26 protein-coding genes are annotated in these 26,726 nt (G+C 63.1%); 9 read left to right on the top strand and 17 right to left on the bottom strand.

The features are described from left to right. Positions 1-41: 41 nt before the first annotated feature. From U0034_RS20125 to U0034_RS20110, 4 genes are all read right to left on the bottom strand, one after another. Positions 42-1,421 carry an amino acid permease gene (locus tag U0034_RS20125; RefSeq protein WP_085229915.1) on the bottom strand — a complete coding sequence of 460 codons (1,380 nt, stop codon included), beginning with the start codon at positions 1,419-1,421 and terminating at the stop codon, positions 42-44. Positions 1,422-1,533: 112 nt separating this feature from the next. After that, positions 1,534-2,004, bottom strand: coding sequence for a universal stress protein (locus U0034_RS20120; protein WP_085229891.1), 471 nt, complete (start codon positions 2,002-2,004; stop codon positions 1,534-1,536). A 96-nt stretch (positions 2,005-2,100) separates the two neighbouring features. Continuing rightward, positions 2,101-3,177: an NAD(P)/FAD-dependent oxidoreductase gene (locus tag U0034_RS20115; protein ID WP_085229914.1), complete on the bottom strand. Its 1,077-nt coding sequence runs from the start codon at positions 3,175-3,177 to the stop codon at positions 2,101-2,103. Between the two features lie 169 nt (positions 3,178-3,346). Beyond that, complete coding sequence (locus tag U0034_RS20110) at positions 3,347-4,453, bottom strand: porin (protein ID WP_085229890.1); 1,107 nt, start codon at positions 4,451-4,453, stop codon at positions 3,347-3,349. A 544-nt stretch (positions 4,454-4,997) separates the two neighbouring features. Here U0034_RS20110 and U0034_RS20105 point away from each other — a divergent pair. After that, the gene (locus tag U0034_RS20105) at positions 4,998-5,582 is read left to right on the top strand and encodes a hypothetical protein (RefSeq protein WP_085229913.1); all 585 of its coding nucleotides are present in this window, start codon (positions 4,998-5,000) and stop codon (positions 5,580-5,582) included. Here the strand turns inward: U0034_RS20105 and U0034_RS20100 are convergent. The 4 genes from U0034_RS20100 to U0034_RS20085 form a co-directional block, all read right to left on the bottom strand. After that, positions 5,567-6,094 carry a TlpA family protein disulfide reductase gene (locus tag U0034_RS20100; RefSeq protein WP_085229889.1) on the bottom strand — a complete coding sequence of 176 codons (528 nt, stop codon included), beginning with the start codon at positions 6,092-6,094 and terminating at the stop codon, positions 5,567-5,569. The two genes, U0034_RS20105 and U0034_RS20100, sit on opposite strands and share 16 nt — an antisense overlap. After that, positions 6,091-7,443: a sialidase family protein gene (locus U0034_RS20095; protein WP_085229888.1), complete on the bottom strand. Its 1,353-nt coding sequence runs from the start codon at positions 7,441-7,443 to the stop codon at positions 6,091-6,093. The genes U0034_RS20100 and U0034_RS20095 overlap by 4 nt, the downstream gene beginning before the upstream one ends. A 14-nt stretch (positions 7,444-7,457) precedes the next feature. Next, positions 7,458-9,830: a TonB-dependent receptor gene (locus U0034_RS20090; protein WP_085229912.1), complete on the bottom strand. Its 2,373-nt coding sequence runs from the start codon at positions 9,828-9,830 to the stop codon at positions 7,458-7,460. 88 nt (positions 9,831-9,918) lie between these two features. Beyond that, on the bottom strand, positions 9,919-10,278 hold the full coding sequence (locus U0034_RS20085) for a DUF2946 domain-containing protein (RefSeq protein WP_233212102.1): 360 nt from the start codon (positions 10,276-10,278) through the stop codon (positions 9,919-9,921). A 287-nt stretch (positions 10,279-10,565) separates the two neighbouring features. Here U0034_RS20085 and U0034_RS20080 point away from each other — a divergent pair, with 287 nt between their 5' ends. Continuing rightward, on the top strand, positions 10,566-11,132 hold the full coding sequence (locus U0034_RS20080; protein WP_085229886.1) for a glycine zipper 2TM domain-containing protein: 567 nt from the start codon (positions 10,566-10,568) through the stop codon (positions 11,130-11,132). Between the two features lie 109 nt (positions 11,133-11,241). Here the strand turns inward: U0034_RS20080 and U0034_RS20075 are convergent, their stop codons facing one another. Genes U0034_RS20075 through imuA form a run of 3 tightly spaced genes read right to left on the bottom strand, consistent with a single transcriptional unit; the run spans position 11,242 to position 16,522 of the window. Further along, entirely contained in the window at positions 11,242-14,391 is a 3,150-nt protein-coding gene (locus U0034_RS20075) for an error-prone DNA polymerase (protein WP_085229885.1), read from the bottom strand. A 6-nt stretch (positions 14,392-14,397) separates the two neighbouring features. Further along, positions 14,398-15,867, bottom strand: coding sequence for a Y-family DNA polymerase (locus U0034_RS20070; RefSeq protein WP_114717938.1), 1,470 nt, complete (start codon positions 15,865-15,867; stop codon positions 14,398-14,400). After that, positions 15,797-16,522 carry a translesion DNA synthesis-associated protein ImuA gene (gene imuA / locus U0034_RS20065; RefSeq protein WP_085229884.1) on the bottom strand — a complete coding sequence of 242 codons (726 nt, stop codon included), beginning with the start codon at positions 16,520-16,522 and terminating at the stop codon, positions 15,797-15,799. The genes U0034_RS20070 and imuA overlap by 71 nt, the downstream gene beginning before the upstream one ends. Before the next feature lie 90 nt (positions 16,523-16,612). Here imuA and U0034_RS20060 point away from each other — a divergent pair, with 90 nt between their 5' ends. The 4 genes from U0034_RS20060 to U0034_RS20045 all read left to right on the top strand — a co-directional run bounded on the left by U0034_RS20060 (position 16,613) and on the right by U0034_RS20045 (position 20,595). Beyond that, on the top strand, positions 16,613-16,921 hold the full coding sequence (locus U0034_RS20060; protein WP_085229883.1) for a hypothetical protein: 309 nt from the start codon (positions 16,613-16,615) through the stop codon (positions 16,919-16,921). Between the two features lie 49 nt (positions 16,922-16,970). Beyond that, entirely contained in the window at positions 16,971-17,171 is a 201-nt protein-coding gene (locus U0034_RS20055) for a hypothetical protein (RefSeq protein WP_085229882.1), read from the top strand. Positions 17,172-17,353: 182 nt separating this feature from the next. Next, entirely contained in the window at positions 17,354-18,895 is a 1,542-nt protein-coding gene (locus tag U0034_RS20050; RefSeq protein WP_085229881.1) for an acetyl-CoA hydrolase/transferase family protein, read from the top strand. Between the two features lie 104 nt (positions 18,896-18,999). Beyond that, entirely contained in the window at positions 19,000-20,595 is a 1,596-nt protein-coding gene (locus tag U0034_RS20045; protein ID WP_085229880.1) for an ABC transporter substrate-binding protein, read from the top strand. 118 nt (positions 20,596-20,713) lie between these two features. Here U0034_RS20045 and U0034_RS20040 read toward each other — a convergent pair whose 3' ends face one another. Next, positions 20,714-21,496: an SDR family oxidoreductase gene (locus tag U0034_RS20040; RefSeq protein WP_085229910.1), complete on the bottom strand. Its 783-nt coding sequence runs from the start codon at positions 21,494-21,496 to the stop codon at positions 20,714-20,716. Between the two features lie 137 nt (positions 21,497-21,633). On the opposite strand from U0034_RS20040, the gene U0034_RS20035 reads away from it, so the two are divergent. Then, on the top strand, positions 21,634-22,026 hold the full coding sequence (locus U0034_RS20035) for a winged helix-turn-helix transcriptional regulator (protein ID WP_269149714.1): 393 nt from the start codon (positions 21,634-21,636) through the stop codon (positions 22,024-22,026). Positions 22,027-22,251: 225 nt separating this feature from the next. Here U0034_RS20035 and U0034_RS20030 read toward each other — a convergent pair whose 3' ends face one another. The 5 genes from U0034_RS20030 to U0034_RS20010 form a co-directional block, all read right to left on the bottom strand. Then, the gene (locus U0034_RS20030; RefSeq protein WP_085229877.1) at positions 22,252-23,436 is read right to left on the bottom strand and encodes a thiolase family protein; all 1,185 of its coding nucleotides are present in this window, start codon (positions 23,434-23,436) and stop codon (positions 22,252-22,254) included. 31 nt (positions 23,437-23,467) lie between these two features. Then, on the bottom strand, positions 23,468-23,653 hold the full coding sequence (locus U0034_RS20025; RefSeq protein ID WP_233212101.1) for a hypothetical protein: 186 nt from the start codon (positions 23,651-23,653) through the stop codon (positions 23,468-23,470). Between the two features lie 104 nt (positions 23,654-23,757). Next, complete coding sequence (locus U0034_RS20020; protein ID WP_085229876.1) at positions 23,758-23,982, bottom strand: hypothetical protein; 225 nt, start codon at positions 23,980-23,982, stop codon at positions 23,758-23,760. 208 nt (positions 23,983-24,190) lie between these two features. Next, the gene (locus U0034_RS20015; protein WP_085229875.1) at positions 24,191-24,868 is read right to left on the bottom strand and encodes an HAD family hydrolase; all 678 of its coding nucleotides are present in this window, start codon (positions 24,866-24,868) and stop codon (positions 24,191-24,193) included. 173 nt (positions 24,869-25,041) lie between these two features. Beyond that, positions 25,042-25,461 (bottom strand): DUF1801 domain-containing protein, encoded by a 420-nt coding sequence (locus tag U0034_RS20010; RefSeq protein ID WP_085229874.1) that lies wholly within the window; start codon positions 25,459-25,461, stop codon positions 25,042-25,044. A gap of 78 nt (positions 25,462-25,539) precedes the next feature. Here U0034_RS20010 and U0034_RS20005 point away from each other — a divergent pair, with 78 nt between their 5' ends. Beyond that, positions 25,540-26,133: a helix-turn-helix domain-containing protein gene (locus U0034_RS20005; protein ID WP_085229873.1), complete on the top strand. Its 594-nt coding sequence runs from the start codon at positions 25,540-25,542 to the stop codon at positions 26,131-26,133. Then, a complete protein-coding gene (locus tag U0034_RS20000) occupies positions 26,130-26,660 on the top strand; it encodes a GNAT family N-acetyltransferase (protein ID WP_085229909.1) in 531 nt (176 codons plus the stop codon). Before U0034_RS20005 ends, U0034_RS20000 begins: the two co-directional genes overlap by 4 nt. The last annotated feature ends 66 nt before the right edge of the window (positions 26,661-26,726 follow it).

Raw genomic sequence — 26,726 nt, 5'->3', positions numbered from 1 at the left:
CCTGCGCGCAGGCTCAGGCGGGCATAGGCCCCCGCTGCGTTTCAGCGTCCTGCCGCTTCGCCCGCGAGTACGACCGCGCGGCGCTTCGCCGCATGTCCAATCCAGAGCAATACGAGCCAAACGGGCACGAGCCAGGCCGATACGGACAATCCGGGCGTCATCGCCAGAATGGCGAGCACCATCGCCATGAAGGCCAGACAGATCCAGTTCGTCAACGGAAAGCCGATGGAAGCGAATACGAGCGTTTGCCCGGCCTGCGTCATCGCCTTGCGCGCCTTCATATGAGTCAGGCTGATCAACGCCCAATTGATGACGAGGGCGGCAACGACGAGCGCCATCAACATGTCGAGCGCTTTCGCCGGCATGACGTAATCGATGATGACGCATGCGAACGTCGCAAGTGCCGATACGCCGATGGCGACATACGGTACGCCTCGCCGGTCGAGTTTCATCAGCACGCGCGGCGCGTTGCCCTGCTCGGCGAGGCCGTAGAGCATACGGCTGTTGGCATAGACCGAACTGTTGTAGACCGATAATGCGGCCGTCAGCACGACGAGGTTGAGCACGTTCGCGGTCAATCCGGCCCCGAGCTGCGAAAAGATCATCACGAACGGGCTGCCGCCCTGCGCCACTTCGTTCCAGGGATGCAGCGCGAGCAACACGACGAGCGAGCCGATATAAAAAATCAGAATGCGATAGATGACCTGGTTGACCGCCTTTGGAATCGAGCGGCGCGGATCGTCCGCTTCCGCAGCGGTCATGCCGATCAATTCGAGGCCGCCGAACGAGAACATAATGACGGCGAGCGTCATGAAAAGGCCGTGGAATCCGTTCGGAAAGAAACCGCCCCATCGCCACAGGTTCGAAATCGACGCCTGCGGCCCGCCGCGGCCGCTCTCGAGCAGATAGGCACCGAATACGATCATGGCGATCACGGCAACGACCTTGATGATCGCAAACCAGAACTCGGTCTCGCCGTATGCCTTGACGTTGACCAGGTTGATGGCGTTAATCGCGATGAAGCAAACGAGTGCGGATACCCAGGTCGGCACGGAAGGCCACCAGAAATGCACATAAGTGCCCACTGCCGTCAGTTCCGCCATGCTCACGAGCACATACAGCACCCAATAGTTCCAGCCGGAAAGAAAGCCCGCGAAATCGCCCCAGTATTTATGGGCGAAATGACTGAACGAGCCGGCAACCGGCTCTTGCGCCACCATTTCGCCGAGCTGGCGCATGATCATGAACGCAACGAGGCCGCCGATCGCATAACCGAGGATCATCGAGGGCCCTGCGGCCTTCAATACGCCCGCCGAGCCGAGGAAAAGCCCCGTGCCGATCGCACCGCCGAGCGCGATCAATTGAATATGGCGGTTTTTCAGCCCGCGCTGTAAACCTTCGAGCTCGATTGGACTCGTCAAAACAACCTCCTGGGTCGCGGTGGCACCGCTGCCGATTATCTCCGGATCGCTCGTGGCTACCGCGAGAAAAATCGGCAATTATACCGGTGCCTCACCGCATGCCCGGAGCGGGCTATGTTCCCTCTTGCTCGTCATCGCCGCCATTGCGCAGCAACAGCAGCGGCACCGACGTATCGCGCAGCAGCGATTCCGCAACGCTGCCCGCAAGCAGCCTTCTCAGTCCGCTACGGCCATGCGAATACATGACGACGAGGTCGGCATCGAATTCGTCGATTGCGCGCTCGAGCACGCTGGAGAGGCTCTCGCCGTAAGAATCCATGGCGCGCACGCTGCCTTGCACGCCCGCGAGCTCGAAACGCTCGCGCGCTTCATCGAGCACCGCTGTAGCCGTTTTGCTCGAGGTATCGGTCACGAGTGGCTCCTCGGCAAAGCCGCCCGTCACATCGACCAGTTGAGCGGGATGCACGAGCACGAAAACGGCTTGAATGCCGGCGCCCACTATTTTCGCCAGCTTCACCGCCTCGCCGAGCGCGCGCATTGCGCCTTCGCTACCATCGACTGGCACCATGATCCGGTTGTACATTGCGTCCTCCGTTCAATGCCCCGCTGGCCGATATGGCTGCGTTTCGACGCGCACTGCAGTCAGGTGTCGCCGCAAAATCCGTGCTTCAGGCGTTGGTCAGGCACCGGCCGAGTGCCCGCCGCCCGCGTCGCTCCCGAGAATGCGCTCCGACAACTTCTGATCGTAGCTCGAATGCACGTGCATGCGCTTTTTATCGGGAAACGCATACGTGTAGGCCTTGCGCAAAGCAAGCGCGGCCTCGTGAAAGCCCGACAAGATGAGCTTTTGCTTGTTCGGATAGACGGCGATATCGCCGACCGCAAAAATGCCGGGCCGCGACGATTCGTAATTCGAAGTATCGACAGCGACCCGTCCACCCAGCGTTTCGAGCCCCCAATGCGCGATGGGCCCTAATTCGGCCACGAGTCCATAAAGCGCGATGACGTGATCGCCAGCCAGCGTGGCCGTGCCGCCGATCTGCTTGACGTCGACCGACTCGAGTATGCCGCCGGGCGCATGCAGGGCAGCGAGCGTGCCGATCACGATGTCGATTTCGCCGGCAGCGGCCGCGCGTTTCACTTCCTCGACCGTTGCATCGGCCGCGCGAAACGTCTCGCGCCTGTGTACGAGCGTGATATGTGCCGCAACCCCACGCAGCGCGAGCGCCCAATCGAGCGCGGAGTCGCCGCCGCCCGCAACGATGACGCGCCGCCCCGCGAATGCGGCGGTTTGCCGCACTGCGTAGTGCACATGCCGCCCTTCGAGCGCGCGCGCCTCTTCGAGAGCGATTCGTTGCGGCACGAACGCTCCATTGCCCGCCGAAAGCACAATAGCCGCGGCTTCGAATACAAGCCCCTGCTCCGTCGTAACGACCCAGCGCTTGTCGCTGCCACGCTGCTCGACCCGCATCACGCGTTGGCTCAAATGAATTGGCGGCGCAAACGGCTTGCATTGTTCGACGAGCCGTTCGATCAGCTCGCCCGCAGTGCAAACGGGTATTGCAGGAATATCGAAGATCGGTTTTTCTGGGTAGAGCTCGGTGCACTGCCCGCCCACCTGATCGAGCGCATCGACGAGATGACAGGACAGCCCGATTACGCCGGCTTGAAAAGCGGCAAAGAGTCCCACTGGGCCGGCACCGACGATGAGGATGTCGGTACGTATCGGATCGTGTCCTGCAGATGTGTCGCTCACTCTCTTATCCCCGATCAAGCCATGCGCGAGGTGCGCATTACGCAATCGAGTATAGAGGCATGGGCTCCATGGAAATGCAGTGGCCCGCTGGGCAGTAGGGGGAAACCAGACAAAAAAAGCGCCGCAAAAAACGCGGCGCTTTCGGAGCGATCAGATGATCGCGTGTGCTTTAGAAGCGGTGACGCAGGCCAACCGTTGCTGCCGTTTGGTTGATGCCGTTCGAAGCGGCCGTGTCCGCGCCTTGGTAGATCGCAGCCTTGTCGCCCGAAGCGCGCTGGTACACGACTTGAGCGTAGACATCCGTACGCTTCGAGAGCGAGTAGTCAGCTTGCGCGCCGATCTGGTTGAAGTGAGCACGCGTTGCCGAGCCGCCGAGCAGCGCAGCACCCTTCTCTTGCGTGTACGTGTAAGCCACGCCCAGACCCAGTGCCGGCGTCAGGTTGTACTTCGCGTTCACTTCGTAGTTGTTCAGCGTGACCGAGCCCGAAGCAAGCGTGAAGTTGTCGAGGCGCGTTTGCGTCCACACGGCGCCAACTTGCGCCGGACCGAATGCATAGCTCGCACCTGCACCGTAGCTACGCGCACGGTAATTGCCGGCGTTGAGCACTGCGAAACCAGTATCCGTTGCGCCCGAGGTCGTCGCGAACGGGTTGTTCCGCTGAGCGTACGACGCTGCCACGCGCAGGCCTTGGAACTCGTATGCAGCACCGAGGCTGTACTCGCGGTTGTTCGCGAAGTTCGTGTTGTTCGAGAAGCCGTACGTGCCGCCGAACGTGAAGCCAGCGTAGTTCGCGCTCGTGAACTTGACCGCGTTGTTCACGGCCGAGCCTTCGGTCGTGCTCAGGTTGTCGGCGTTCAGGACGTGCGCGAACTGCGTGCCGCCCCAGCTGCCCGTTGCGCTGAGCGGAGCCAGGAAGTCTTGTGCGGAGTCGTACTGGCGGCCCAGCGTAACCGTGCCGTAGTTGCTCGACAGACCGACGAACGACTGACGGTTGAACATGCCGCCGTTGTTGCCGAAGCGGCCGCTGTTCACGTTAAAACCGCTTTCGAGGGTGAAGATCGCCTTCAGGCCATTGCCGAGGTCTTCCGAACCCTTCAGGCCGAAGCGGCTTTGGCTCACTGCGCCGCTCGACTGCTGCCAGCGCGAGTTACCGGCAACATTGCTCGTGTAGGTGATGCCTGCGTCAACCAGGCCGTACAGCGTAACGCTGCTTTGTGCGTGCGCGGCAACCGCGAACGACGAGGAAACCGCTGCAACGATGAGGGTCTTTTTCATCTTGATCTCTTTGTAATGAAAGCTGGCCGGTCACAGCAATCCAAGCAATCCAGCCAGTCGGGCCTAACTACCGAAGGACGGCCAGCCTCGCCGCTCGAAGGCGCCGGAGATACTTCATCCGCATGAGCCCGTCCTACGAGGAGGCGAGTCTACGTGTTACCCCTAGGGGTCGGTAGTCAGGAATGGAAATTGACAATTTCGTGACGAGAAACAATTTGTAAGGAGAACTAGGGAAACCCCTTGTTTTTACAGGTAAATTGGCGGTTTAGCGGCACAACCGCCCCCCCTTGCCGCCAGCCCCCGAAAGTTGTAATTCAGCAACATCTTAAGAAATCGTTCGACGTGGGCGGAACGTTTGCAGGTGCCCTTAGCCGCCTCGCCGACGTCCGCGTTGGCGGATCGTGCCGATACTCTCGCGTGCCGAAAGCACCGCCTGCACCTATGCTCGTCCTCGCGACCTGCCGTGTGGGCGGCAATGCCGGCGGGCGCACGCTGGCCAGGGCCAGTCGTGCAGCCCCAGTTGGCAGCAACGGAGAAGAAGGCGATGAACGCACGTATCTGGGTTTCGGCGGTACTGCTCGTGGCCAGCGGCATGAGCTGGGCGCAGCGTCCGCTCGTATATCCGCTGCGCAGCCAGAGCGCCGGCACGCAAAGCGTCGACAACGCTTACTGTTACTGGCAGGCGAACGAGCAAACCCACGTCGATGTTGCGCGCGAGCCACAAAAACCGTTGCGCACGGAGCCGATCGCGTTCGCGCCCGACACGGGCCATGGCGCGTCGGCACCGCCGCTACCGGCACCGGCAGGTCCGGTTCGCGCGGCAAGCAGCCCGACATCAGCGAGCGCGCCGGCTGCCACAGCCGGGATTGCCGGAGCGTCCGCAACGGCTGCTGCCCCCAAGGCAGCGACCGCCCCCAACACAGCGGGTACCCGCGAAGCGAATGCGGCAAGCGGCATAAGGGCCGCGTCGAACACGGCCGCTACCGCGGATGCAGGTAGCCTGGGCGCCTCGGGCGGCAGCGTCGGCTTGCCGCCGCTGCCACCCTTGCCGCCGCCGGAACCGCCGATGACGCGTTATTGGCACGCCTACGGCGACTGCATGCAAAGCCGCGGCTACGGCGTGCGCTGACGCCCGTCCACGCGCCGGCTCGCGTCGCGCATCTCTCCGAGCCACGCCCTCACCCTGGCGAGATCGGCAACGCCGCGTATTGCCGTGGCCGCCCCGTCGGGTGCCACCAACAGCGTTCGCGGCATATCGCCGATCCAGCGTGGGTCAATGCTTGCGCGCAGATATTCGTCGGGCTCCGAAGACACGGCCCAGCTCTCCACGCGCGCGAGGCCGGCATCGGCAAGCCTGGCTTCGCTCGCCGCGCGCGGCGCCGCGTCGAACCGCACGAGGACGAGATCGAGGTCGGGATGCTTGCGCATCAGTTCGCCCCATCTCGGTAGTTCCGCGAGACAAGGGCCGCAGCTCATCGCCCAAATATGAACGACAAGCGGCCTGCCGGCATGCCGCGCACGGATATCGGCAAAGCTTTGCGTGGTGAACTCGCGCATGGGCGCGGCGTGCGGCATGACGGATGCGCCCATCAGCACGATCGCCGCAGCCACCCTTAACAAAAACGTCGATTGGAGATTCATGGGTTCAGCTCGATCAATCGATAGCCGTGCTCGCGGGTGAGCCACGACAGATAGACGTGCTGCTCGTCGGCAACGAGCAGCGGACGGTCGGCCAGGCCTTGTGCCGTTTCGATCGTGCGGTCGGCCGACCACGTCACGCCGCCGTCGCGCGAATGGCGCACTCGCGCGAGAATCCGCTTACCGTCGAACTCTTTCCAGGCGAGCCATACCGATGCGCCACGGGCCAGCAACGAAGGGCGCCCCGCTTGCCGCTCGGTATCGCCTACCGCCTGCGGTGCGGAAAAAGTCCGGCCCTCGTCGCTCGAGCGCGCGTAGTACAGGCCCTGACGCGCCTCGCCGGCCGTGAACCACGCCGCGTGCCATACGCCGTCGGAGGAGATCGCGAGCGCCGGGCCGTGGTGCGGACATCCGTCGATGTGCCAGCGGTCGAGCGCGACGCGGTGCGTCTGCCCCGGCATCCCCCGATCGTCGAACGCGAGTACCGCATGGTCGCGCTCGTTCTCGCCGTAGATCTTGCGAAAGAGCAAGACAGGACGGTGTGCCGCATCGAACGCCAGATCGAGCCGGCAGCATTCGCAGGTGCGGTCTTCGGCTATCGCTTCGCCGTGCATGGTCGCGCCCGCGTCGTCGGACCACGCATAAGCGATCGCCGCGCCGGGCTGGGCCGTGCCACGCTTGCGCGCCTGCGCAGCCGTGCGCTTGTCGATCCACGCGGCGAAGAGCCGGTTCGTGCCATCGAACGCGATGACCGGGAAGCGCTGGCTCGCGGCATCGCGCGAAATCGACTGCGGCGCAGTAAAGCGCGTGCCGTCGGGCGAGCGCGCAATCAAGACCTGCGCATTCCAATCGTCATCCTTGAACACGCCGTAGGCGACAACGACCTGCCCGTGCGCATTCACCACAATCTGCGGGTGCGACTCCGCGCCCGCGTCGAGCCGTGCGCCATGCTGGCCGATGACCACAGGCACGGCGAAATGCCGGCCACCGTCCTTCGACGAGGCGACCGAGACGGCGCCATTGCCGGCCCAGGCGAGCCAAAGCACGCCGCGCGCATCGAAAAACGGTGTCGCCACGGTCGCGCATTGCAGCGAGAGATCCGTGCATCGATCCGCCGGCGCGGTACCGTGCTGCGCATCGTGCATGGCCGGCATGCCGGGCATCGCATGCGAGGAACTGGACGGCTGGGCTTCGTCCGGCGCGTGCGCGCGAGCTTCGAATCCCGAGGCGGCCAGCGCGAAGCCGAGCAGCATCGCCGCAAGGCCATGGCGTATGCGCCGCGAGCGTCGCAGCGATACGGGCACCATCGTCTCGAGATAAAACGTACCGCTCGATCGCGGGAAGATCTCCATGGGGTTTCTCCGTTTCAAATCTTGAGCTTCCCTTCGACGAAGAAGGTCCGCCCCGGGTACGGGTGATAAACGAAGTAGCGTGCGTCGAAGATGTTGTCGACACCAATGCCGAGTTCGCTCCATTTGGTCGGCTTGAAGGTGTATTTCGCGTCGGCCACCGTATAAGTGCTCGTGCCGCCGAACACGTCCGGATTCGAATCGGTGTTCGTCAGCGTGTTGTATTGGCGGCCTGAATAACGGACGGCCAGCGACATGGCCGAGCGATCGTCGAGGCGATAGGTGGTGGCCACGTTGATGCGCCAAAGCGGAATGCGATAAAAATATTTGCCGACCGAAGCAGGGTTTTGCGCATTGGCGACGATCTTCGATTGCGTATAAGCCACGCTCGCGAGCAGATCGAGCCCGCGAACGACCACGTCCGCGCCTTCGTAGCTGAGCTCGACGCCGCGCGAGCGCACCTTGCCGATATTCTGGAAGTTTGTGACGTTGGGAATGACGGTGGTGTCGGTTTGGCTGAAGATCGTATTCTTCACGTCGTCCTGAAAGAGCGAGAGACGAACGACGCCTGACGCGCGTGCCCATTCGGCCGCGAGTTCTTTCGAAAGATCGTCTTCGGGCTGCAGGTTCGGATTGTTGTTGACGATCGACGAGCCGTTGATCTGACCTTGAAAGAGCTCGCTCACGGTCGGAAAACGGTAGGCGCGCGCCACCGATGCGCGTAGCGTCAAATCCTGCGTGACGTCGAACGAAAGCGACAGCTTCGGCGAGAAGTGATGCTGGCTCGCGTCGGCATAAGATAACGTCGACGCGCCGAGCGACTGATGGCCGCCGTAGGCCTGCCAATCCTCGAAGCGCAGACCCGACACGAATGTCCAGCGCGGCGCGAAACGCCACGCGTCCTGGGCATAAAGCGCCTGCGTCTGCGTCTTGCCGGCGAATGCGTTGGCAAAGCTTGCGTCAGCGCCGTCGCGCCAGTTCAGCGTGTTGTAGGTGCGATTGTCGAGAAAATAGTTGTCGTAGTGATAGCCGAACGTGAGGCGGTGATCGGTCAGCCCCGCCTCGTGCGAAGCCGGCGTATAGGTGGTTTTCAGATCGAGGGTCTTCCAGCCCGTGCCGTCGCCATAGGTCACGACGCCCGCACCGTTGCCGGGCGCACCCGAGTTCGCCGTGCGCACGACGTTGCTGCCCACGTCGTAGTAAGACGCGATCGCCTCGCCATTCCATCCCGATGCGTTGCGCGTACGCAAGCCCACGCCATAGAGCCAGTTCTCGCTGCTGCCGAGGCTCGGCGCAAGCGCCGCGGCTGGAATCGTGTATTCATATCCGCCGATGGACACCTTGCCGCTATAAACCGGATTGCCGTTCGCATCGACGAGAAAGCTCGACGTCTCGCTGTTGTACTTGCGATGCCAGTAGCCGAGCGTGAAGCTGCCTTGCAGAGTGGGCGTGAAGTCGTACTGCGCTTTGAACTTGAACTGGTCCTGGATCGAGTGCTGAATGCCTTCACCGTTGACGCCGAGCACGGCTGTGCGCGCCCCTGTCTGGTTGTTGTAAAAGTAGGCACCGCTGACAGGCGTGTCCCCTGCTTTCGCGGGCGTGGTCGACTGTGAAAGCGTGGCGAACTGCATCGGCTGCGCTGTGTTTTCCAGATGATTGACGCCCAGGCGGTAGGAGAACCGGCCGATCTTGTCGCCGATCGTCGCGCTCGTCTGCGTGCCGTTGAAGCTGCGGTTGACCCCGAAAAGATCGAAATGCTGCGTGAACGCCTTGACGTCCGCGTCCGCTTCGAACTTCTTCGGCATGCGTGTGGTGATCGCGATCGTCGCGCCGAGCGAGTTGCCCGGATAAAGCGCCGAATACGGACCGTAGATGACGTCGACACGCTCGATCTCGCCAGGAAAGACCATCGACCAGCGCGGTGCGAACGAATAGCTGTTGCCGAGCAGATTGCTGAGCAACAGGCCATCGGCATAGACGAGGCCGCGCGCGCTTTGCACGTTGCTCGTGCCGCGCACGGCGATGATCGAGTTCGGATCGCCGATATAGCGCTTGCGCACGGCCAGATTCGGCATGTACTTCAGCGCATCCTCGGTATTCACGACATTCCAGTTGCGAAGCGCGTCGCGCGTCACGCTTTGTACGGAAGCAGGCAGATCCGGATCGAGTGCCGGTGCTTGATTCGAGGGTGAGCCGCCGGTGCCGGCTGTACCGTCCGCGGTGACGGTAACCGTTGGCAGCGTGGTGGAGCCGGCTGTGGTGTCGGACGCGGTATCCGCGTACGCCAGCGGCGACAAAAGAGAAAAAGGCAGAAGCCCGAGCACGGCATGCCAGGCATTGTTTTGCGTACGAGCGCGAACGCGCCCGCTACGCCGAGCGAAGTCGAACATAGCGACGATCGATTCCCGAAAACGATGGACGAGCGACCGCGCGCGCTTCATGAAGCGCGTCGAAAAAAGCGGTCTCTGACGGGCGAACTCAGGAAACGACGGGAGGCGCTCGTGGCCGCCCGCTCGGGAATGCGCCGAGCGGTGTGAAGTGCGTGGAAAGAACAGGCGCGGCCGCGATGACCACGAGCACGAGATAAGCCAGCGTCACGGCCGCGACAGGTGCGATAGCCGCATGCGTGCACAAGAGATCGCAGTAGCCGCAAGCAGCGAGCGCCGGCTTCGATACCGAGGCGTGCCCGAGCTCGCCCGGGCCCGGCAACTGCGCGGCCGAACATTCGGCGGCGGCAATCGCAGAAGGTCCGCTGCGCTGTGCGGCAACGACGAGTTGACTCGCAATCGGCACGAAAACGATGAGCCACATGGCGATCAAGCCAAGCCATGCGGTCATGCGCGTGCGCGATCGAGGATTCATTTAGACGTGCGAAATATAAAACCGTAAAAGTCTAACATTCGTGCATGCGTCTTTCCAGTTCGGCAATACGAGGGCGAGGCAGTCTGTCGCGCACCCTCGGGAACAGCCCGCCAAAGCCGTTTCAGGCCGCGGCACCGGTGCGGCAACAGACTTTACACACTGTTACCCGGCGCTCGCGTACAGCCCGATTTGCTTTCCCTATACTCCGATCGCAACCGATCAACACGCGTTCCGCGAACGCCAATTCGATGTAGAGAAATCAAATGAAACGCCTCACGCCTACGAAGACCACCCTTCTCGTGTCGCTTGTCGCCAGCACGAGCCTGTCATTGACCGCTTGCGTTGCACCGGGGCCGTACGGCGGCTACGGCACGCAGCCGGCCTATGGCCAGCCTGCCTATGCACAACCGGCCTATACACAGCCCGCTTACACGCAACCCGAGTACGCGCAACCCGCTTATACCCAGCCCGGCTATCAGCAGCAAGGCGGCTATGGCGTGCAATACGGCACGATCACGGCAATCAGGCCGATCGGCGGGGCGACGAGTCCTTCCGGCGTAGCCGGTACGCTCGTGGGCGCCGTGGTCGGCGGGGTACTCGGCAACCAGATCGGCGGCGGACATGGGCGCGATGCGGCTACCGTCATCGGTGCGCTCGGTGGCGCCGTTGCGGGTAATCAGATCGGGCAGCGGATGGGTCAGCCTTCCGGCTATCGTGTGGATATTCAACTGAGCGACGGCTCGATGCGCTCGTTCGACATGCAAACGCCGGGCGATCTGCGCCCTGGCGATCGCGTGCGCGTGGACGGCAGCCAGATCTCGCGCTATTGAGCAAGCGATTACGCTGACGCTGGCACTGCCGCTTGCGAAGGTCATCGGAGAAGAAGCCGGAGCTGAAACGCTCCGGCTGGCGCAAAGCGCTCCATGAGTGCCAGCGAATTCAATGAAAATTTCGGCTCGCCGCCGGCAGTTCGCCCAACAGATACGATAAATCCACGAGCCGGTGCGCCACGAGATGCCGGACCTCGCCTTCGCATTGCCAGACGCCGAACACGGCCAGCAACGACGCGCCGAGCGCTTCTTTACGCTGTCTTTCGAGTACCTTCGGCCAAAGGATGACGTTGACGTTTCCCGTTTCGTCCTCGATCGTGACGAAGATGACGCCCTTGGCCGTATCGGGCCGCTGACGCACCGTCACGATGCCGCACCCACGGGCCAGCCGCCCATTCGGAAAAGTCTGCAGCATGGCGGCCGGCATCAGTCTTTTTTTCGACAGTTGCGGCCGCAGCAAGGCGAGCGGATGACGCCCGAGCGTCAGCCCCATCGCTCGATAGTCTCCGACGATATCCTGCCCTTCAGTGGGCCGGCCAAGCGCCGGCGTTTCGTCTTCCATCGCAGCCTGCGCCAGCATGTCTTTTTCGGGTACGGACGCCACGGCCTGCCATAGCGCCTCGCGGCGGTTACCGGCCAGCGAGACGAGTGCATTGGCTGCGGCAAGCGCCTGAAGATCGTGCCGATCGAGCTGCGCGCGCCGCGCCATGTCGCGCACGCCTTCGAACGCACGCACGTGGCGCGCCGCCTCGATCCGCTCGGCCGCGCCGTCGCGCATGCCTTTGATCAGCGACAGCCCCAGACGCACAGCCGGCCTCGGCGCATGCGCTCCGCGTTCGAGCGAGGAATCCCAGCCGCTCACCGTGACGTCGACGGGTAACACGGCAACGCCATGCCGCTGCGCATCCTGCACGAGTTGCGAGGGAGAATAAAATCCCATTGGCTGACTGTTGAGCATCGCGGCGAGAAAAGCCTCGGGCTCATGGCGTTTGAGCCAGCTGCTCGCATAGACGAGCAGCGCAAAGCTCGCCGCGTGGCTTTCCGGGAAACCGTATTCGCCGAAGCCTTTGATCTGCTCGAAGATGCTGTCGGCAAAAGCCTTGTCATAACCACGCTCCGTCATGCCCCCGACAATACGGTCGTAATACTTTTCGAGCCCGCCCTTGCGTTTCCAAGCCGCCATCGCGCGCCGCAGCTGATCGGCCTCGCCCGCCGAAAAACCGGCCGCCAGCATCGCCACCTGCATTACCTGCTCCTGGAAGATCGGCACGCCGAGCGTACGCGCCAGCGCGATCTCGAGCGGTTTGCCCGGAAAGGTGACGGGTTCGAGCCCCTGGCGCCGACGCAGATAAGGATGAACGGCACCGCCTTGAATCGGCCCGGGGCGCACGATCGCCACCTCGATGACGAGATCGTAGAACGTGCGTGGCTTGAGCCGAGGCAGCATCGACATCTGCGCGCGCGACTCTATCTGGAAGACGCCCACCGTGTCGGCACGGGAGATCATTTCGTAGGTCGCCTCATCTTCCGGCGGGATGTCCTGCATTTCGAAGCGCCCGCCTCGCAGCTCGGAAACGAAATCGAGCGTGCGCCGAATCGCCGAGAGCATGCCGAGCGCCAGCACGTCGACCTTCAGCAATCCCAGCGATTCGAGATCGTCCTTGTCCCACTCGATGACCGAACGGTCCGCCATCGCGGCATTTTCGATCGGCACGAGCCGCGAAAGCTTGCCGCGGCTGATGACGAAACCGCCCGAATGCTGCGACAAATGCCGGGGAAAGCCGAGCAATTGCACGGCAAGCCCGGCCCATGCCTGAATCAGCGGCGCTTCGGGATCGAGGCCGCATTCCTCGAAGCGCTTGAGCAGATCCGATTTGCCATCGAACCATTGGTGCGCCTTCGCAACCAGATCGACGATCTGCGGATCGACGCCGAGCGCCTTGCCCGTTTCGCGCAACGCACCTCGCGTTCGATAAGTGGCCACCGCGGCGGCGATGGCCGCGCGATCGCGCCCGTACTTCGAGTAGATGTACTGGACCACTTCCTCCCGGCGCTGATGCTCGAAATCGACGTCGATATCGGGCGGCTCGCCGCGCTCCTTGCTGATGAAGCGCTCGAACAGCATGTTGCCGCGCGCGGGATCCACCTCGGTAATGCCGAGGCAATAACAAACCGCCGAGTTGGCCGCCGAGCCGCGCCCCTGGCAGAGGATGTGCCGGCTGCGCGCGAAGCGGACGACGTCGTAGACCGTCAGGAAATACGGCTCGTAGCGAAGATCGCGAATCAGCTCGAGCTCGTGCTCCACCTGCGCCTGGACCTCATGCGGGATGCCCCGCGGAAAACGTCGATGCGCACCGATATAGGTTTCCTGGCGTAGATAGGCCTCCGGCGTCATGCCCTCGGGCACGAGTTCGTCGGGGTACTCGTAGCGCAATTCGTCGAGCGAGAAATGACAGCGCGCGAGAATATTCGTCGTCTCTTTGAGCGCGTGCTCGGGATAAAGATTGGCCAGCCGCAGGCGGGAACGCAAATGCTGCTCGGCATTGGGCGCCAGCTCGTAGCCGCATTCGTGCACGGGCCGGCCCACGCGAATGGCCGTCATCGTATCTTGCAGCGGCTTGCGCGAGCGTACGTGCATCACCACGTGCCCGAGCGCCACCACGGGCAAGCCGCACTGCGCGGCCACGTGCTCGATCGCGCCGCGATGGATGTCGTCCATGGCGCGCTGATGCAGAACCAGCCCGCACCACGCCCGGGCGGGAAAGGTCTCGTCGAGCCAATGCAGGCGCTCGCGCAGCAACGCTTCGCCGGCGGGAAAATCGGGCACGAGAATCGCGAGGCAATCAGGCATGCCGCGCAAATGCGCGTAATGTTTTTCGGGCCGCGCGAGATCGGCCGGCGTCAGACGGTATTGCCCTTTCGGCGCGCGCATGCGCGCCAGCGTAATGAGCTCGCAGAGATTGCCATAGCCTTCGCGCGTCTGTGCCAGCAAAATCAGCCCGAAAGCAGGAGAGCCATCGGCATTGACGAGCCTGAAATAAGCGCCGACGACAAGCGGCAACTGCGCCTCTTTCGCCGCGACATGCGCCCGTACGACACCGGCCAGCGAGCATTCATCCGTGATTGCGAGCCCTGCATAGCCGAGCTGCGCGGCGCGCTCCGCCAGTTCCTCCGCATGCGAGGCGCCATGCAGGAACGAGAAATTGGAAAAGCAGAACAGCTCGGCATACGCCGGCAGCGCAGTGAACATCGAACTCATCGCACGTCACCCGAATAGCCCGTGAAGGAACCAGCTCGGCTCCTTGTCCACGTCGCGGCTGCTGATGCGCTCGCGATAAATCCAGTAGCAACTGCGGTCTTGCGCTTGCGCGACGAAGTAATCGCGCGTGACCAGGCCGCCGTCGAACCATCCGGCTTCGATCCGTTCGCCGGGCGAAACGATCCTCAAAGGCGACCCATAGAACGGCCGGTGCTGACGCATCAGCAAACGCACCGGCTTTTCGAGCAGCCATGCCGGCCGCGGCATACCGGCGGGCACCGGCACGGCCTTCGCGACGTCGTGCATCGGCACCCAGCGGTTCGCGACTTCGGGGCGATAGTCGGCCGCGGGGGCGGCACGCAATACGCCTTCCTCGCCAAGCCGGGCCGCAAGCAGCTCGATCAGCCGGGCATGATCCTCTTTCGATCCGCCCGGCTCGGGAAAAAGCGAATCCGATACCGGCGCGGCCGCCGCCACGTTCGTCGCCTCGAGGCGCAAGGCAATCACCGACGCCGCCAGCTCGATGCGCGCGAGCCGCTCCTTGAGCAGGCGAATGAGGTGATCTTCGCGCCACGTCGGCTCGCCGAGCGCAATTTCGAGCGGCGTCGGCGCCAAGGCTTCCCGGCCGCGCTCGTGCTCGAGCAGGAACGTCGCGGCCGAGAGCGACAGATGCCGCGCCACGAGCCACCCGCACAACTGCGCGACGAGGCGGCGGGCGGCAAAGAGAATGCCCTCGGCATGTTCGATACGATCGGGCAATTCGATCCGTGCGGCAAACGAAGGCGGCAGCTCGAGCCAGTCGAAAAGCTCGGGTGCCGTGCCGAACGCACGGTCGAGCGATTCGAGAACACCGGCGCCGCAGCGGCGCTGCAGCCCCGCGCGCGGCAAGCGACGGATATCGGCGATCGTATTGCAGCCGAGCCCGCTCAGCCAGTCGGAAAACGGACGCAGCTCGGGCACCGCATCGAACGGCAAGACCGAAAGTGCGCGTGCGAGCGATTGCAGCTTCAGCAGGCGGCGCCTGCGATGCTGAACGAGCAGCCACGCGCCCTGCCCCGTGGGCCCCGCGCTGACGCACGCGCTCAGGCCCACCGCCCGCAGGACCAGCGACACCTGCCGGCACAGCCGCAGGATGCCGCCGAAAAGCCGCAGGCTGGCGCTGACCTCGAGCACCACGGTGGCCTCTTCGGCCAGCGCGACCTCAGGCGAAAACCGCATCAGCGCCATCGCCACCTCGCGCAAGGCTGCCTCCTCCCTGCCCGTATCGCGCTCGTAAATGAGCGCATCGGGCACGAGCGTCAGCACGCCGCCGCGGCGCATGCCGAGGCTCACCCCGGCCGCGCGTGCGGCGCCATCGGCCACCACGACCCTGTCTTTCTCGAGAACGACAGCGCCCTGTGCCGGCTCAGGCCACCAGTTCGGCCGGAAAACTTCCAGCTCGAGCCGGTGCAATTTGACGGCGAGAAATACGCGCATGGCGGCTGAACAAAACGGGACTGGGTTGCAAGGGAATCGACAAGGGCTCGGCGCGCGTGGGCCCTCGTCGCTTCACGATATCGATACTGATGCCGTCTTGCGCGGGACGCACGGCCAGCCTCAGCGGAGCCGGCGAAGCATCTTGTGCAACGGAGAGCGGTCGCACCATGACGAAGAGCGTTTCGGCCGATTGCGCGGCCAGATGCAGCCGCCGCAGGGAGGCCGCAGGCGTTTGCTGCGCCCAGAAAAGCAACGCCGCGCAGGTGCCCGCGCGCAGGATCTGCTCGACCGACCACAGGGCATCGGCCGTTCTCGGTGCCCGCACGTGCAGCAGCCCTTCCGGCGGCAGCCTCAGATAGGCGAAGGCCGGCGCATTGGGGACATGCGGCGGCGCAACGAGCGCGATCGGCCGCAACCGACGCCCGCCCACCGCAGCCACCGCGGCAAGTGCCGGCTGCAACAACCGGATTTCGCCCACGCCGGGCTGCGAAACGAGCAAATCGACGAGTGTGCCGAGTGGCCAGCCGCCGCCGGGCAACTCCGCCGAGAGCGCGGCGTAGCCCGTATCGACAGTGCGCTGGCTTCCCCGGGCCAGTTGAGAGGCTCGCCAAAGCGACGGATGGACGTCCTCCGGATGAAGAATTGCGGCAGCCATGAATTGCGATGATACCTGTATGGATGTACAGTATCGTACACGCATTCCACACCTTTCGAACAGGCACTTTTTTATTTACAGGGGTGCATCATGGCCGCGCAATCGATCAAACCCCATCCCATGCCGGAGATCGCAGGTTTCATCGCGCAGTTGAAGGCCGCCTTCGGCGTGGAAGCCATCGATACCGCCATTCGCCGGGGAAAAGCCGGCGAGCCCACCTTCCACGCGGAGGAAAACGGGCATAAGGTCGGCACGGCGGGCCCGGCCCATGAATTCACCTGGCGAGTGGACGGCGCAGTCAGAGCGCGCCATTATTGTCGGGGTTGCGACGGCTCCTGCGTCGGCACGGATACGCGCTGCGAGCAGGACCGAAACATGCATTCGAGCATTCACGACTAACGAAGCAGCCCGGGGTGAACGTGCCCGGCGCTGCGCCAGCCATACCGCAATGGAAATCGAACGATATAAAGGCTACGAAATCTGGGGGCATGCCATTGCTCAGGACTCGGGCTTTGCCGCCAGCGGCACGGTCATGCGCGGCCACGAGTTGATCCAGGGCTCCGGCATCCTCGCCATCTTCGAAACCGAGCAGGAAGCCTGCTCGGCCGGTGCCGAATGGGCCCGCGCATGGGTGGACTACCATCAATGAGCAAGGGGATTAACCCCCCATTCCCAGATATTTCTTTGCAGTAATTGATAAAAATCACGCCCTGATGCGCGCCTAGAATCGAGAATGCCGTTCCCGGCGTTACAAAACTCGAGCAGAGCTTTCCATTGCTGCTTTGCAGCATTCACTCTGCCAGGCCGTTCCCACGTATCAGGAGAAGCTTCATGTCCACGGGTCCATCCCGCATCAAGGATCCCCGTCTGCTCGACCGCGTCATGTCGGCCGAAGACGCAGCCCGATTCATTCAGCCCGGCATGACGGTCGCCATGAGCGGCTTCACCGGCTCCGGCTATCCCAAGGCCGTCCCGCGCGCACTCGCCTCTCGGATCGAAGCCGCCCACGCGAAGGGGGACGACTTTCGCGTGCGCGTGCTGACCGGCGCCTCGACGGCCCCCGAGCTTGACGGCGCGCTCGCCAAAGTCAACGGTATCGAGCTGCGCCTGCCTTACCAGTCCGATCCGATCTTGCGCGACCAGATCAATGCAGGCCGCATCGAATACCTCGATATCCATCTGAGCCATGTCGCGCAATATGCGTGGTTCGGGCTTTTCGGGCCGCTCGATGTCGCACTCGTCGAAGTCAGCGCCATTCGCGAGGACGGCCTGCTCGTGCCGTCCTCGTCGATCGGCAACAACAAGACCTGGCTCGAGCAGGCCAAAGCCGTCGTGCTCGAAGTCAACAGCTGGCAGCCCGAAGCGCTCGACGGCATGCACGACGTCTATTACGGCACGGCTTTGCCGCCCGATCGGCGCCCCATTCCGCTGCTGCATCCCGGCGACCGCATCGGCGAGCCCTACCTGCACTGCCCGCCCGAGAAAATCGTGGCGATCGTCGAAACGCATGCGCCCGACCGCAGCAGCGCGTTTTCGGCGCCGGATGCGCAATCGGAGCAGATAGCCGGCCATCTGCTCGAGTTTCTCGAGCACGAGGTGGCGCACGGGCGCCTGCCGCCGAAACTGCTGCCGCTGCAATCGGGCGTCGGCAACATTACGAACGCGGTGCTCGCGGGGCTCGGCCGCGGCAAGTTCAGCGGCTTGAGCGCCTATACCGAGGTGATTCAGGACGGCATGCTCGATCTCGTGGCCAACGGTACGCTCGAGATCGCGTCCGCCACGGCGCTTTCGCTGAGCCCCGATGCGACAGAACGTTTCGTGCGCGACATCGATCGCTATCGGCAGCACATCGTGCTGAGGCCGCAGGAAATCAGCAATCACCCCGAGCTCGTGCGACGGCTCGGCTGCATCGCGATGAACGGCATGATCGAAGCCGACATCTACGGCAACGTCAATTCGACGCATGTGATGGGCAGCCGGATCCAGAACGGCATCGGCGGCTCGGGCGACTTCGCGCGCAACGGCTACCTTTCGTGCTTCATGTCGACCAGCACCGCCAAGAACGGCTCGATCTCGCGCATCGTGCCGATGGTGAGCCATGTCGACCATACCGAGCACGACGTCTCGATCGTCGTTACCGAGCAGGGGCTTGCCGATCTGCGGGGCCTTTCACCGAAGCAGCGGGCGCGGCAAGTCATCGCGCGCTGCGCGCACCCCGCTTACCGGCCGATGCTCGAGGAATACTTCGAGCGCGCCTGCAGCAAGAGTTTCGGCAAACATACGCCGCACCTGCTCGACGAAGCACTGTCGTGGCATCAGCGGTACGTAACGCACGGTACGATGCGCCCGGACGCCAACAACTCGAACACCTGAGCGATGCGCCGCCGAACCGTGGGCTCCAGGATTTATTTTGCGGATTCGGCGGCGGTTTTCTGATAGCTTTGCCGTTCATTCGCCAGAACGGAGCCCGAGCCTGCATGAAGCAATTGCTATCGAAGCTGCTGGCCGGCACGGCATTCTCATTTGCCGTGCTGGCGCCGCACGCCGTCGTTCACGCCGCCACACCGCCCGGCATTTTCGTGATCGCCACGCAGTTGAGCGAGTTCACGACGCTCGACCCGAGCGAAGTCTACGAGCTCGTGCCATCCGAATACATTGCCAATACCTACGAACGGCTCGTGCGAGTCGATCTGCGCGACCCGTCCAAGTTCGAAGGCAAGATCGCGCAATCGTGGAGCGTCGGCACTGACGGCACCACTTATACGTTTACCCTTCGCCCGGGGCTCAAGTTTCATTCAGGCAATGGGGTGACGGCCGACGACGTCGCATGGTCGCTGCAGCGCACCGTGCTGCTGGGCAAGGGGCCCGCCAGCGTGCTCGCGGATCTCGGGCTGACGAAAGACAACGTCGCCCAACGCATCAGAAAAGTCGATGATCGGACGGTCGTGCTGCAGACGAGCCGAAAATACGCCCCCAGCTTCGTATTGAACGTGCTCAGCACGGGGCCCGCATCAGTGCTCGACAAAAAGCTGCTGCTTTCGCACGAGCAGAACGGCGATTTCGGCCACGCCTGGCTCAGAAACAACGATGCGGGCTCGGGGCCGTACAAGCTCGTCAAGTGGACGCCGAACGAATCGGTCGTACTGCAGCGGTTCGACGATTACCGCACGCCTTATCCGATGAAGCGCGTCGTGCTGCGGCACGTCCCCGAAGCGTCGGCGCAGCGCCTGTTGCTCGAGAACGGCGACGTGGACGCGGCACGCAATCTGAGCCCCGACAGCCTGGCTGCCCTTTCGAAAGCCGGCAAGATTCATGTCGCGACATGGCCCGCTTCGGCGCTGCTCTATCTGAGCCTCAATACGAAAAACCCCAATCTCGCCAAGCCCGAAGTCCAGGAAGCCATGAAATGGCTCGTGGACTATGACGGCATTCAACGCAACATCGTGAGCACGACGTATAAAGTGCATCAGACATTTCTTCCCGACGGGTTTCTCGGCGCGCTGAACGCCAACCCCTACCGGCAAGACGTGGCGAAAGCAAAGGCGCTGCTTGCGAAGGCTGGATTGCCGAACGGCTTCGAGGTGTCGATGGACATGCCGAACGACTATCCGTTTCTGGAGATCGCACAGGCACTGCAGGCCAATTTCGCGCAAGGCGGGATCAAGGTGAAGCTCATTCCCGGCGACGCGAAACAAGCCATCGGCAAATACCGCGCGCGCCAACACGATATTTTTATCGGCGAATGGTCCCCCGACTACATGGACCCGAACAGCAATGCACGCGGGTTCGCGTGGAACGCCGACAACTCGGAGCGCTCGAACGATAAAACGCTGGCTTGGCGCAACAGCTGGAATATCCCGCAGTTGACGCGCGAAACCGACGAGGCGCTCGCCGAACCATCTCCCGAAAAGCGAGCGAAGCGGTATCGAGCACTACAGCAGCAGGTGCTCGAGCATTCGCCGTTCGTCATCCTGTTCGAGAAAGTCGTGCAGGTTGCCACGCATCCGGGCGCGACGGGGCCCGAGATCGGGCCGCTCAACGACTTCGTTTCCTATCGGCCGCTGAAGAAATAACGCATCGGCGGGCATGGCGCGAAAGGCGGCGTTTCAAAAACCGCTTTTCGCGCTTCGCGCGGCCACATGCAAAGACCGCGACGGTCCCGCGACGAAGGCCCGCCGCCGCCTCGTTCGCTCACTGCTTCGGCAGTGCGGACGCAGACCGGTCATTGAAGGTCTGAAACTGCTCCCGATACTTCTCATAGCCCTGCTCCGCCGCGAACCGCAGCGGATATACACGCTTGACGAGCACTTCGCGCACGTCGGGCTGGGTCTTCAGAATGCCCATCACTTCGTCGATGAATTCAGCGAGCGGCATGGCATTCGGGTCGCTGGCCTGGTGCTCGCCCATCAGTTCGGTCTGCACGTAAGGCGGCACGATTTCGACGACATCCACCGACGTCGCGCGCAATTGATAACGCAGTGCATCGCTGAAGGCATGGATGGCCGCTTTCGTAGCGCAGTAGGTCGCCGTCGGTGCGAGCGTGAGAAACCCGAGGCCTGACGAGACGAACATCACGGTCGAGCGCGCCTGCTTCTTCAGATGCGGCAGCAATGCGGCCGTAAGCCGGATCGGTGCGAGCAAGTTCGTCGTGATCGTCGATTCGGCCACCGAAATATCGACGGACTCCGCGCTCCAGTCCTCCAGCGACATGATGCCGGCATTGTTGAGCACGACGTTGAGCGAAGGATAGTCCCGCGCCACTTTTTCGGCAAAGCGCTCGATTCCAGCGGCATCGCTCACGTCGAGCACGGCTGTCTCGATGCCGGGATTCGCTTGCGCCACGGCGCGCAGCGCGGCCTCGCGCCGGCCCGCGACGATGACCTTGTTGCCGAGGCGATGAAACGCCTCGGCCAATGCGCGGCCGATGCCCGAGCCGCCGCCCGTGATCAATATCGTGTTTCCAGTAACGTTCATGATGGCCTCCAAGGGGGGATGGAAAGGAGCATAATTCCAATACTCTCTTTCAGGAAGTAGGCACTGTTATGGCCATTACGCACACTCGGGTAACCAAGGAGAAACGCCGAGCAAAGACGCGGGGCGGCGAAAAACGCGTGATATTCCGATCGCCTGACGGTGCGCCGTCGACGCCCGAAATCGACGAAATAGTCCTGCAGGTGATCGGACGCATTGCCGACAAATGGACCATGTGCGTGCTCGAAGTGCTTGCCCAGAACGGCGTGCTGCGCTTTACGCGCATCGGCGAGCTCGTGGGCGGAATCAGCCAGCGGATGCTGACCAAGACACTACGGCAATTGGAAGATGACGGTTTTCTGATACGCACGGTGTACCCCGAGGTGCCGCCGCGCGTGGAGTATCAACTGACCGAAATCGGAGCCAGCTTATGTGAGGCGTTTTGCAGTGTGTGGCTGTGGGCCGAGGCGCATCGCGATCAGCTGAGATCGGGTGCGGCGCTGCGTCGACAGCAGAGTATGCCCGGCAAATGAGCCTTCGCATGCGTTTCGATACCGAACCCGATCCGCATACTCACAAGGGCACGCGTCAGCCCTGCCTGCGCAACCGACGCATCGATCGCTTCGACCGGGCAGGCATGATCGGCTTCGTCGTGGCTGGCTCTATCGGTCGAGGGCGCCGGCATCGCGCGCCCGGCCTTCGCGCTTTTCAGCCCGCCCATGCGAACCGCACTGCAACGCCCGCCGCAGCCCTCGAGATCAAAGCATCTCCAATGCAAGCGCGATGCCCTGCCCGCCACCGATGCATAGCGTCACGATGCCGCGCCGCTCCCCACCGCGCCGCATCTGGTGCATGAGGCGGGTGGCAAGGACTGCCCCGGTCGCGCCGATCGGATGCCCATGCGCGATCGCACCGCCCTCGCTATTGACGATGTCTTCGGCAAATCCCAGCTCACGCAAGCAGGCCAATGCTATTGCAGCGAATGCTTCGTTGATCTCCATGCGATCCACGTCGCCGACAGACCAGCCCGCGCGGCTCATTGCCTGACGTACGGCGGGAATGGGCCCCAGCCCGAAAAAACCGGGCTCCACGGCACCCACGCCATAGCTGACGAGCCGCGCCATCGGATTGAGGTCATGACGTTCTGCCCAGCGACGTTCGGCGACGATCATCGCAGCCGCACCGCTGTTCAGGCCCGGAGCATTGCCGGCGGTGATCGTGCCGTCCTTGCGGAAAGCCGGGCGAAGTTTCGCAAGGGATTCGGCGGTCGTATCCGGCCGATTGTGCTCGTCTCTGGAAAAAACGGTAGGCCCCTTGCGGCCCGGAACCTCGATCGCCGCAATTTCGGCATCGAAATGGCCTGCGGATTGAGCCTCGGCGAAGCGATGCTGCGAGCGCAGCGCCCAGCGGTCCTGATCTTCGCGTGAGATGCGGCACTCCGCAACGAGATCTTCGGTATGCCAACCGGAATGCTGTCCGCTGAAGGCATCGTTCAGTCCGTCGGTCAGCATGCTGTCAAGCATCGCGACGTCGCCCATTCGAGCGCCCCAGCGCCCTTGCATCAACAGATAGGGGCTCCGGTCCATATTCTCCATGCCCCCGGCAATCGCGCAGTCGAGCATGCCTGCCATGATTTCCGTCGCCGCACTCACGATCGCCTGCGCGCCCGAACCGCAAACCCGGTTGACGGTAAGCGCAGGCACCTCGACCGGCAAGCCGCCGGCGATTCCCGCCTGACGCGCAGGATTCATCTTGACGCCAGCCTGAATCACGTTCCCCATGACGAGCGCCTGCACATTGCCGGGCGCCAGTCCGGCCCGCCGGAGACTTTCGCGGATAGCGACCGCACCCAGTTCAGGTGCCGGCACGTCCTTCAACGAGCCGCCATAGGTTCCGATAGCGGTGCGGACCGGGTTGCACAACACGACCTCGATGTTGCTCATGAATAAGCTCCTTGCAGAAACGGCATGGCGCTTACGCCGCGCGCCGGATCGTGTCGGACAGCGACGTGCCCGGTGCGACGGTGTTGAAGACCGTGCCGTACTTCTTCACGTTGTGATGCAGCAGTTCGATCTGTCGATCGCTCTCGTCGGTATCGACAATGATTTCGTAGTCAATGGACCCGAGACGCGGCGGCTTGTCCTGGCGGACTCCGTGCACGCGCAACCCGGAAACGCGTGGGCGCCCGGACCATGATGTCCGCGCGCGCAGCTTCTCGATTTGACGCAAATCAACGAGGCGATTTTGTGTGTGATGCAGGCCGATCAGTATTTGTCTTCGTACCGATCTTTTACGTGGCGGCTGATAAATGTCGACAGCCCCTGCCCGCGCTCGGCCAACCGCTGCATCTGCTTGATATTCTCGGCTCCGGCACTGCGGGCCGTGTAACGATAGACATCGCCGCCATCGAATTTCACGGCGATCCAGCCGTTGCCGATCTCGTACGCAACGACGCCGGACTGGCCGCTCAAATTCCTGTAGCGCTTCATTGTCGCTCTCCGCACGAACGCCCACCCGCGCCGAAACACAGCATGGTTCGTGCACGGCTTCGATTCCGCCCGATGGCACCCGCGCCGCCTCGCCGATCAGGCGCCCGAATCGACGTGAGCCTCCTGCACTGGCTAAAGCACTGGTGAAAGAAACGAAGGTCCTGCTCGCGGCGCGACGGGGCCGCGCGCTCGAGCCGTGCCGCCAGCCCTAAGCGGCGGATGCGGCCGGCAGCATGAACCACGCTGGAACGTGTTCGATGGCGTCGTCGAGCCGCGTCAATACCTTGAAGCTCAAAGCCGCGATCTCGGCACTTGTGGGCTTGAGATCGGGAACGGTAATCACGGCAATGCCCGCGCGCGTTGCGGCACGGGCGCCGTTGTCGCTGTCTTCGAATGCGAGGCATTCGTCCGGCCGCGCGCGGATCCGGTCGGCTGCGAGCCGATAAACGGCCGGATCGGGCTTGCCGCGCGCCACTTCGTCCCCACCCGCAATCGCTGCGAAAAAGCGCAGCACCCCGGCCCGCCCCAGCCGGAACTCGATTTCAGCGCGCGAAGACGAAGACGCCACCGCGCACGGAATGCCCGCTTGTGCCAACTTAGTCAGCAAAGGCTGCGCACCCGACTTGAGCGGAAATCCCTCGATTTCGGCGAAAGTGGCGAGCCGGTGCCGCACGCGCGGCTGCGCCTCGCGAAAGATCGCCTCACCGCCGACGATATCGGTCAACATCGCGAAGCATTCGGCCGCCGATCTGCCGATGATCGGCAGGTAGTCGGCCGGGGTGACCGTAACACCCAGTTCTCCCGCTACCGCAATCCACGCATTCATGATTGCGCGCTCGGAATCGATAAGCAGGCCGTCCATATCGAAGATAGCGGCGGAAAACATGGCAGATCCTTCAAACAGCGGGAAAAACGCGAACTATAGCAAACTCGCCCGGCCGCGCTTTGCTTCAGGCGACAGGAATCCGACGCGGCAAACCGCGTACATGAAAGAGGTGGATGGGACACATTCCTGGCTGCCGTCGATCGTGAGTTCCGGTCAACCGATCGGACCACTGTTCATGCTTCGCCGCGTTTGCCCGCTTCCGGCCGCGCAGACGTTGCTCGCTTGCCTTTCGACTTGCGCCGATTGAACTCGATCGCGGCGCGCACGAGGGTTTTCAAGGCAGCCGCGTCGACGGCATCGCCCTCCATGAAATCGATCGCCCGCCGTGCATTGCCTTCGAGCCCGGCGTTGAACAGCTTATGGGGATCGGGAAGGCTCGCCCCATGCATGAAAGTGAGTTTCACCTTGTTCTTGTGGGCGTTCGCGACTGCGATAATGCCATCGCGAGACCATACCGGGCTGCCCATCCACTTCCACTCCTCGACGATTTCATCGTCGGCTTGGAGGATCGCCTGCCGCACACGCGCGAACGTCTGACCGCGCCAATCGGCAATGCCTGCAATCAGTTCGTCGATGAGTTCGGATGGATTCATTCGATCGCGCCTCGTCTGTTGACATCGGGATTTCAGGCGTCTAGTTTACTGGAAAATAACTCCATTAAACTGGACGACGTGGATATTCACAATACCATTGCACGACGCATTCGCGAATTGCGGGACGCGAAAGGCTGGTCGCTCGAAGCCCTCGCCGAGCGGAGCAAAGTCAGCCGATCGAACATCTCGCTCATCGAGCGAGGCCAAAGCAGCCCGACCGCGGTCGTGCTCGACCGGCTCGCCACCGCGCTCGGCGTCTCCCTCGCTTCGCTCTTCGAACAGCCGGAAAGCACGACGACGGCCGAGCCGTCGCCACGCGCGTCGTTCAGCGAACAATCGTTGTGGACCGACCCCGAATCGGGCTACATCCGGCGCAACCTGTCGCCGCACGTCCCATCCCCGCTGCAACTCGTGGAAGTCAGGTTTCCACCGGGCCGGCAGGTCGCCTACGAAACCGGCCTGCGCGACGCCGATATCCATCAGCAGATCTGGATCATCGAAGGCAGGATGCAAGTAACCGCCGGCAATGACCGATGGGACCTCGAAACGGGCGATTGCCTCGCCATGAAGCTCGATTGTCCGATCGTTTATCGCAACTGCTCGCGCAAACCGGCGCGATATCTCGTTGCGCTGAGCAAGTCCCTCTCCGGTGGCACATGGAGTTCATCATGAGCGCGCACGTCACCATACGCCGAATCGACGCCGACAAGGCAAAGGCCAGCGTCAGTGCGCTCGCCGACGTCTTGATCGACTGCGTCGAAGGAGGTGCGTCGGTAAGCTTCATGCTGCCGATATCCCGAGCGACGGCAGTTGCATTCTGGACGCGCGTAGCGGAAGGCGTCGCACTCGGCGAGCGCATTGTGCTCGTAGCCGAAAACGATCGGGGGCGCATCGTCGGCACGGTGCAACTCATCATCGCGCAACCCGAAAATCAACCGCATCGTGCCGATGTCGCCAAGATGCTCGTTCACCGCGATGCGAGGCGTCAAGGCATCGGCCAGCGATTGATGTCGGCCGTCGACGACGCGGCACGGGCCGCCGGGAAATCGGTGCTGGTACTCGACACGGTCACGGGGGGAGCCGCCGAAGAACTCTACGAGCGAGCGGGCTGGCAGCGTGTGGGAGTCGTCCCCAACTATGCGCTGATGCCTGACGGCACCTTCTGCGGAACGACGTTTTTTCACAAGCAACTCGCGTGAGCGCAGCGGCTCGCGACAGGCAACAGGGCGATGAAAAAAGCGAGAAGCACCCCTCGCTGCGCCGCT

It is taken from the genome of Trinickia caryophylli, assembly GCF_034424545.1.
Lineage (GTDB): Bacteria > Pseudomonadota > Gammaproteobacteria > Burkholderiales > Burkholderiaceae > Trinickia > Trinickia caryophylli.
Note: the sequence above shows the minus strand (reverse complement) of the source record. Positions and strands in the feature narration are given on the sequence as shown.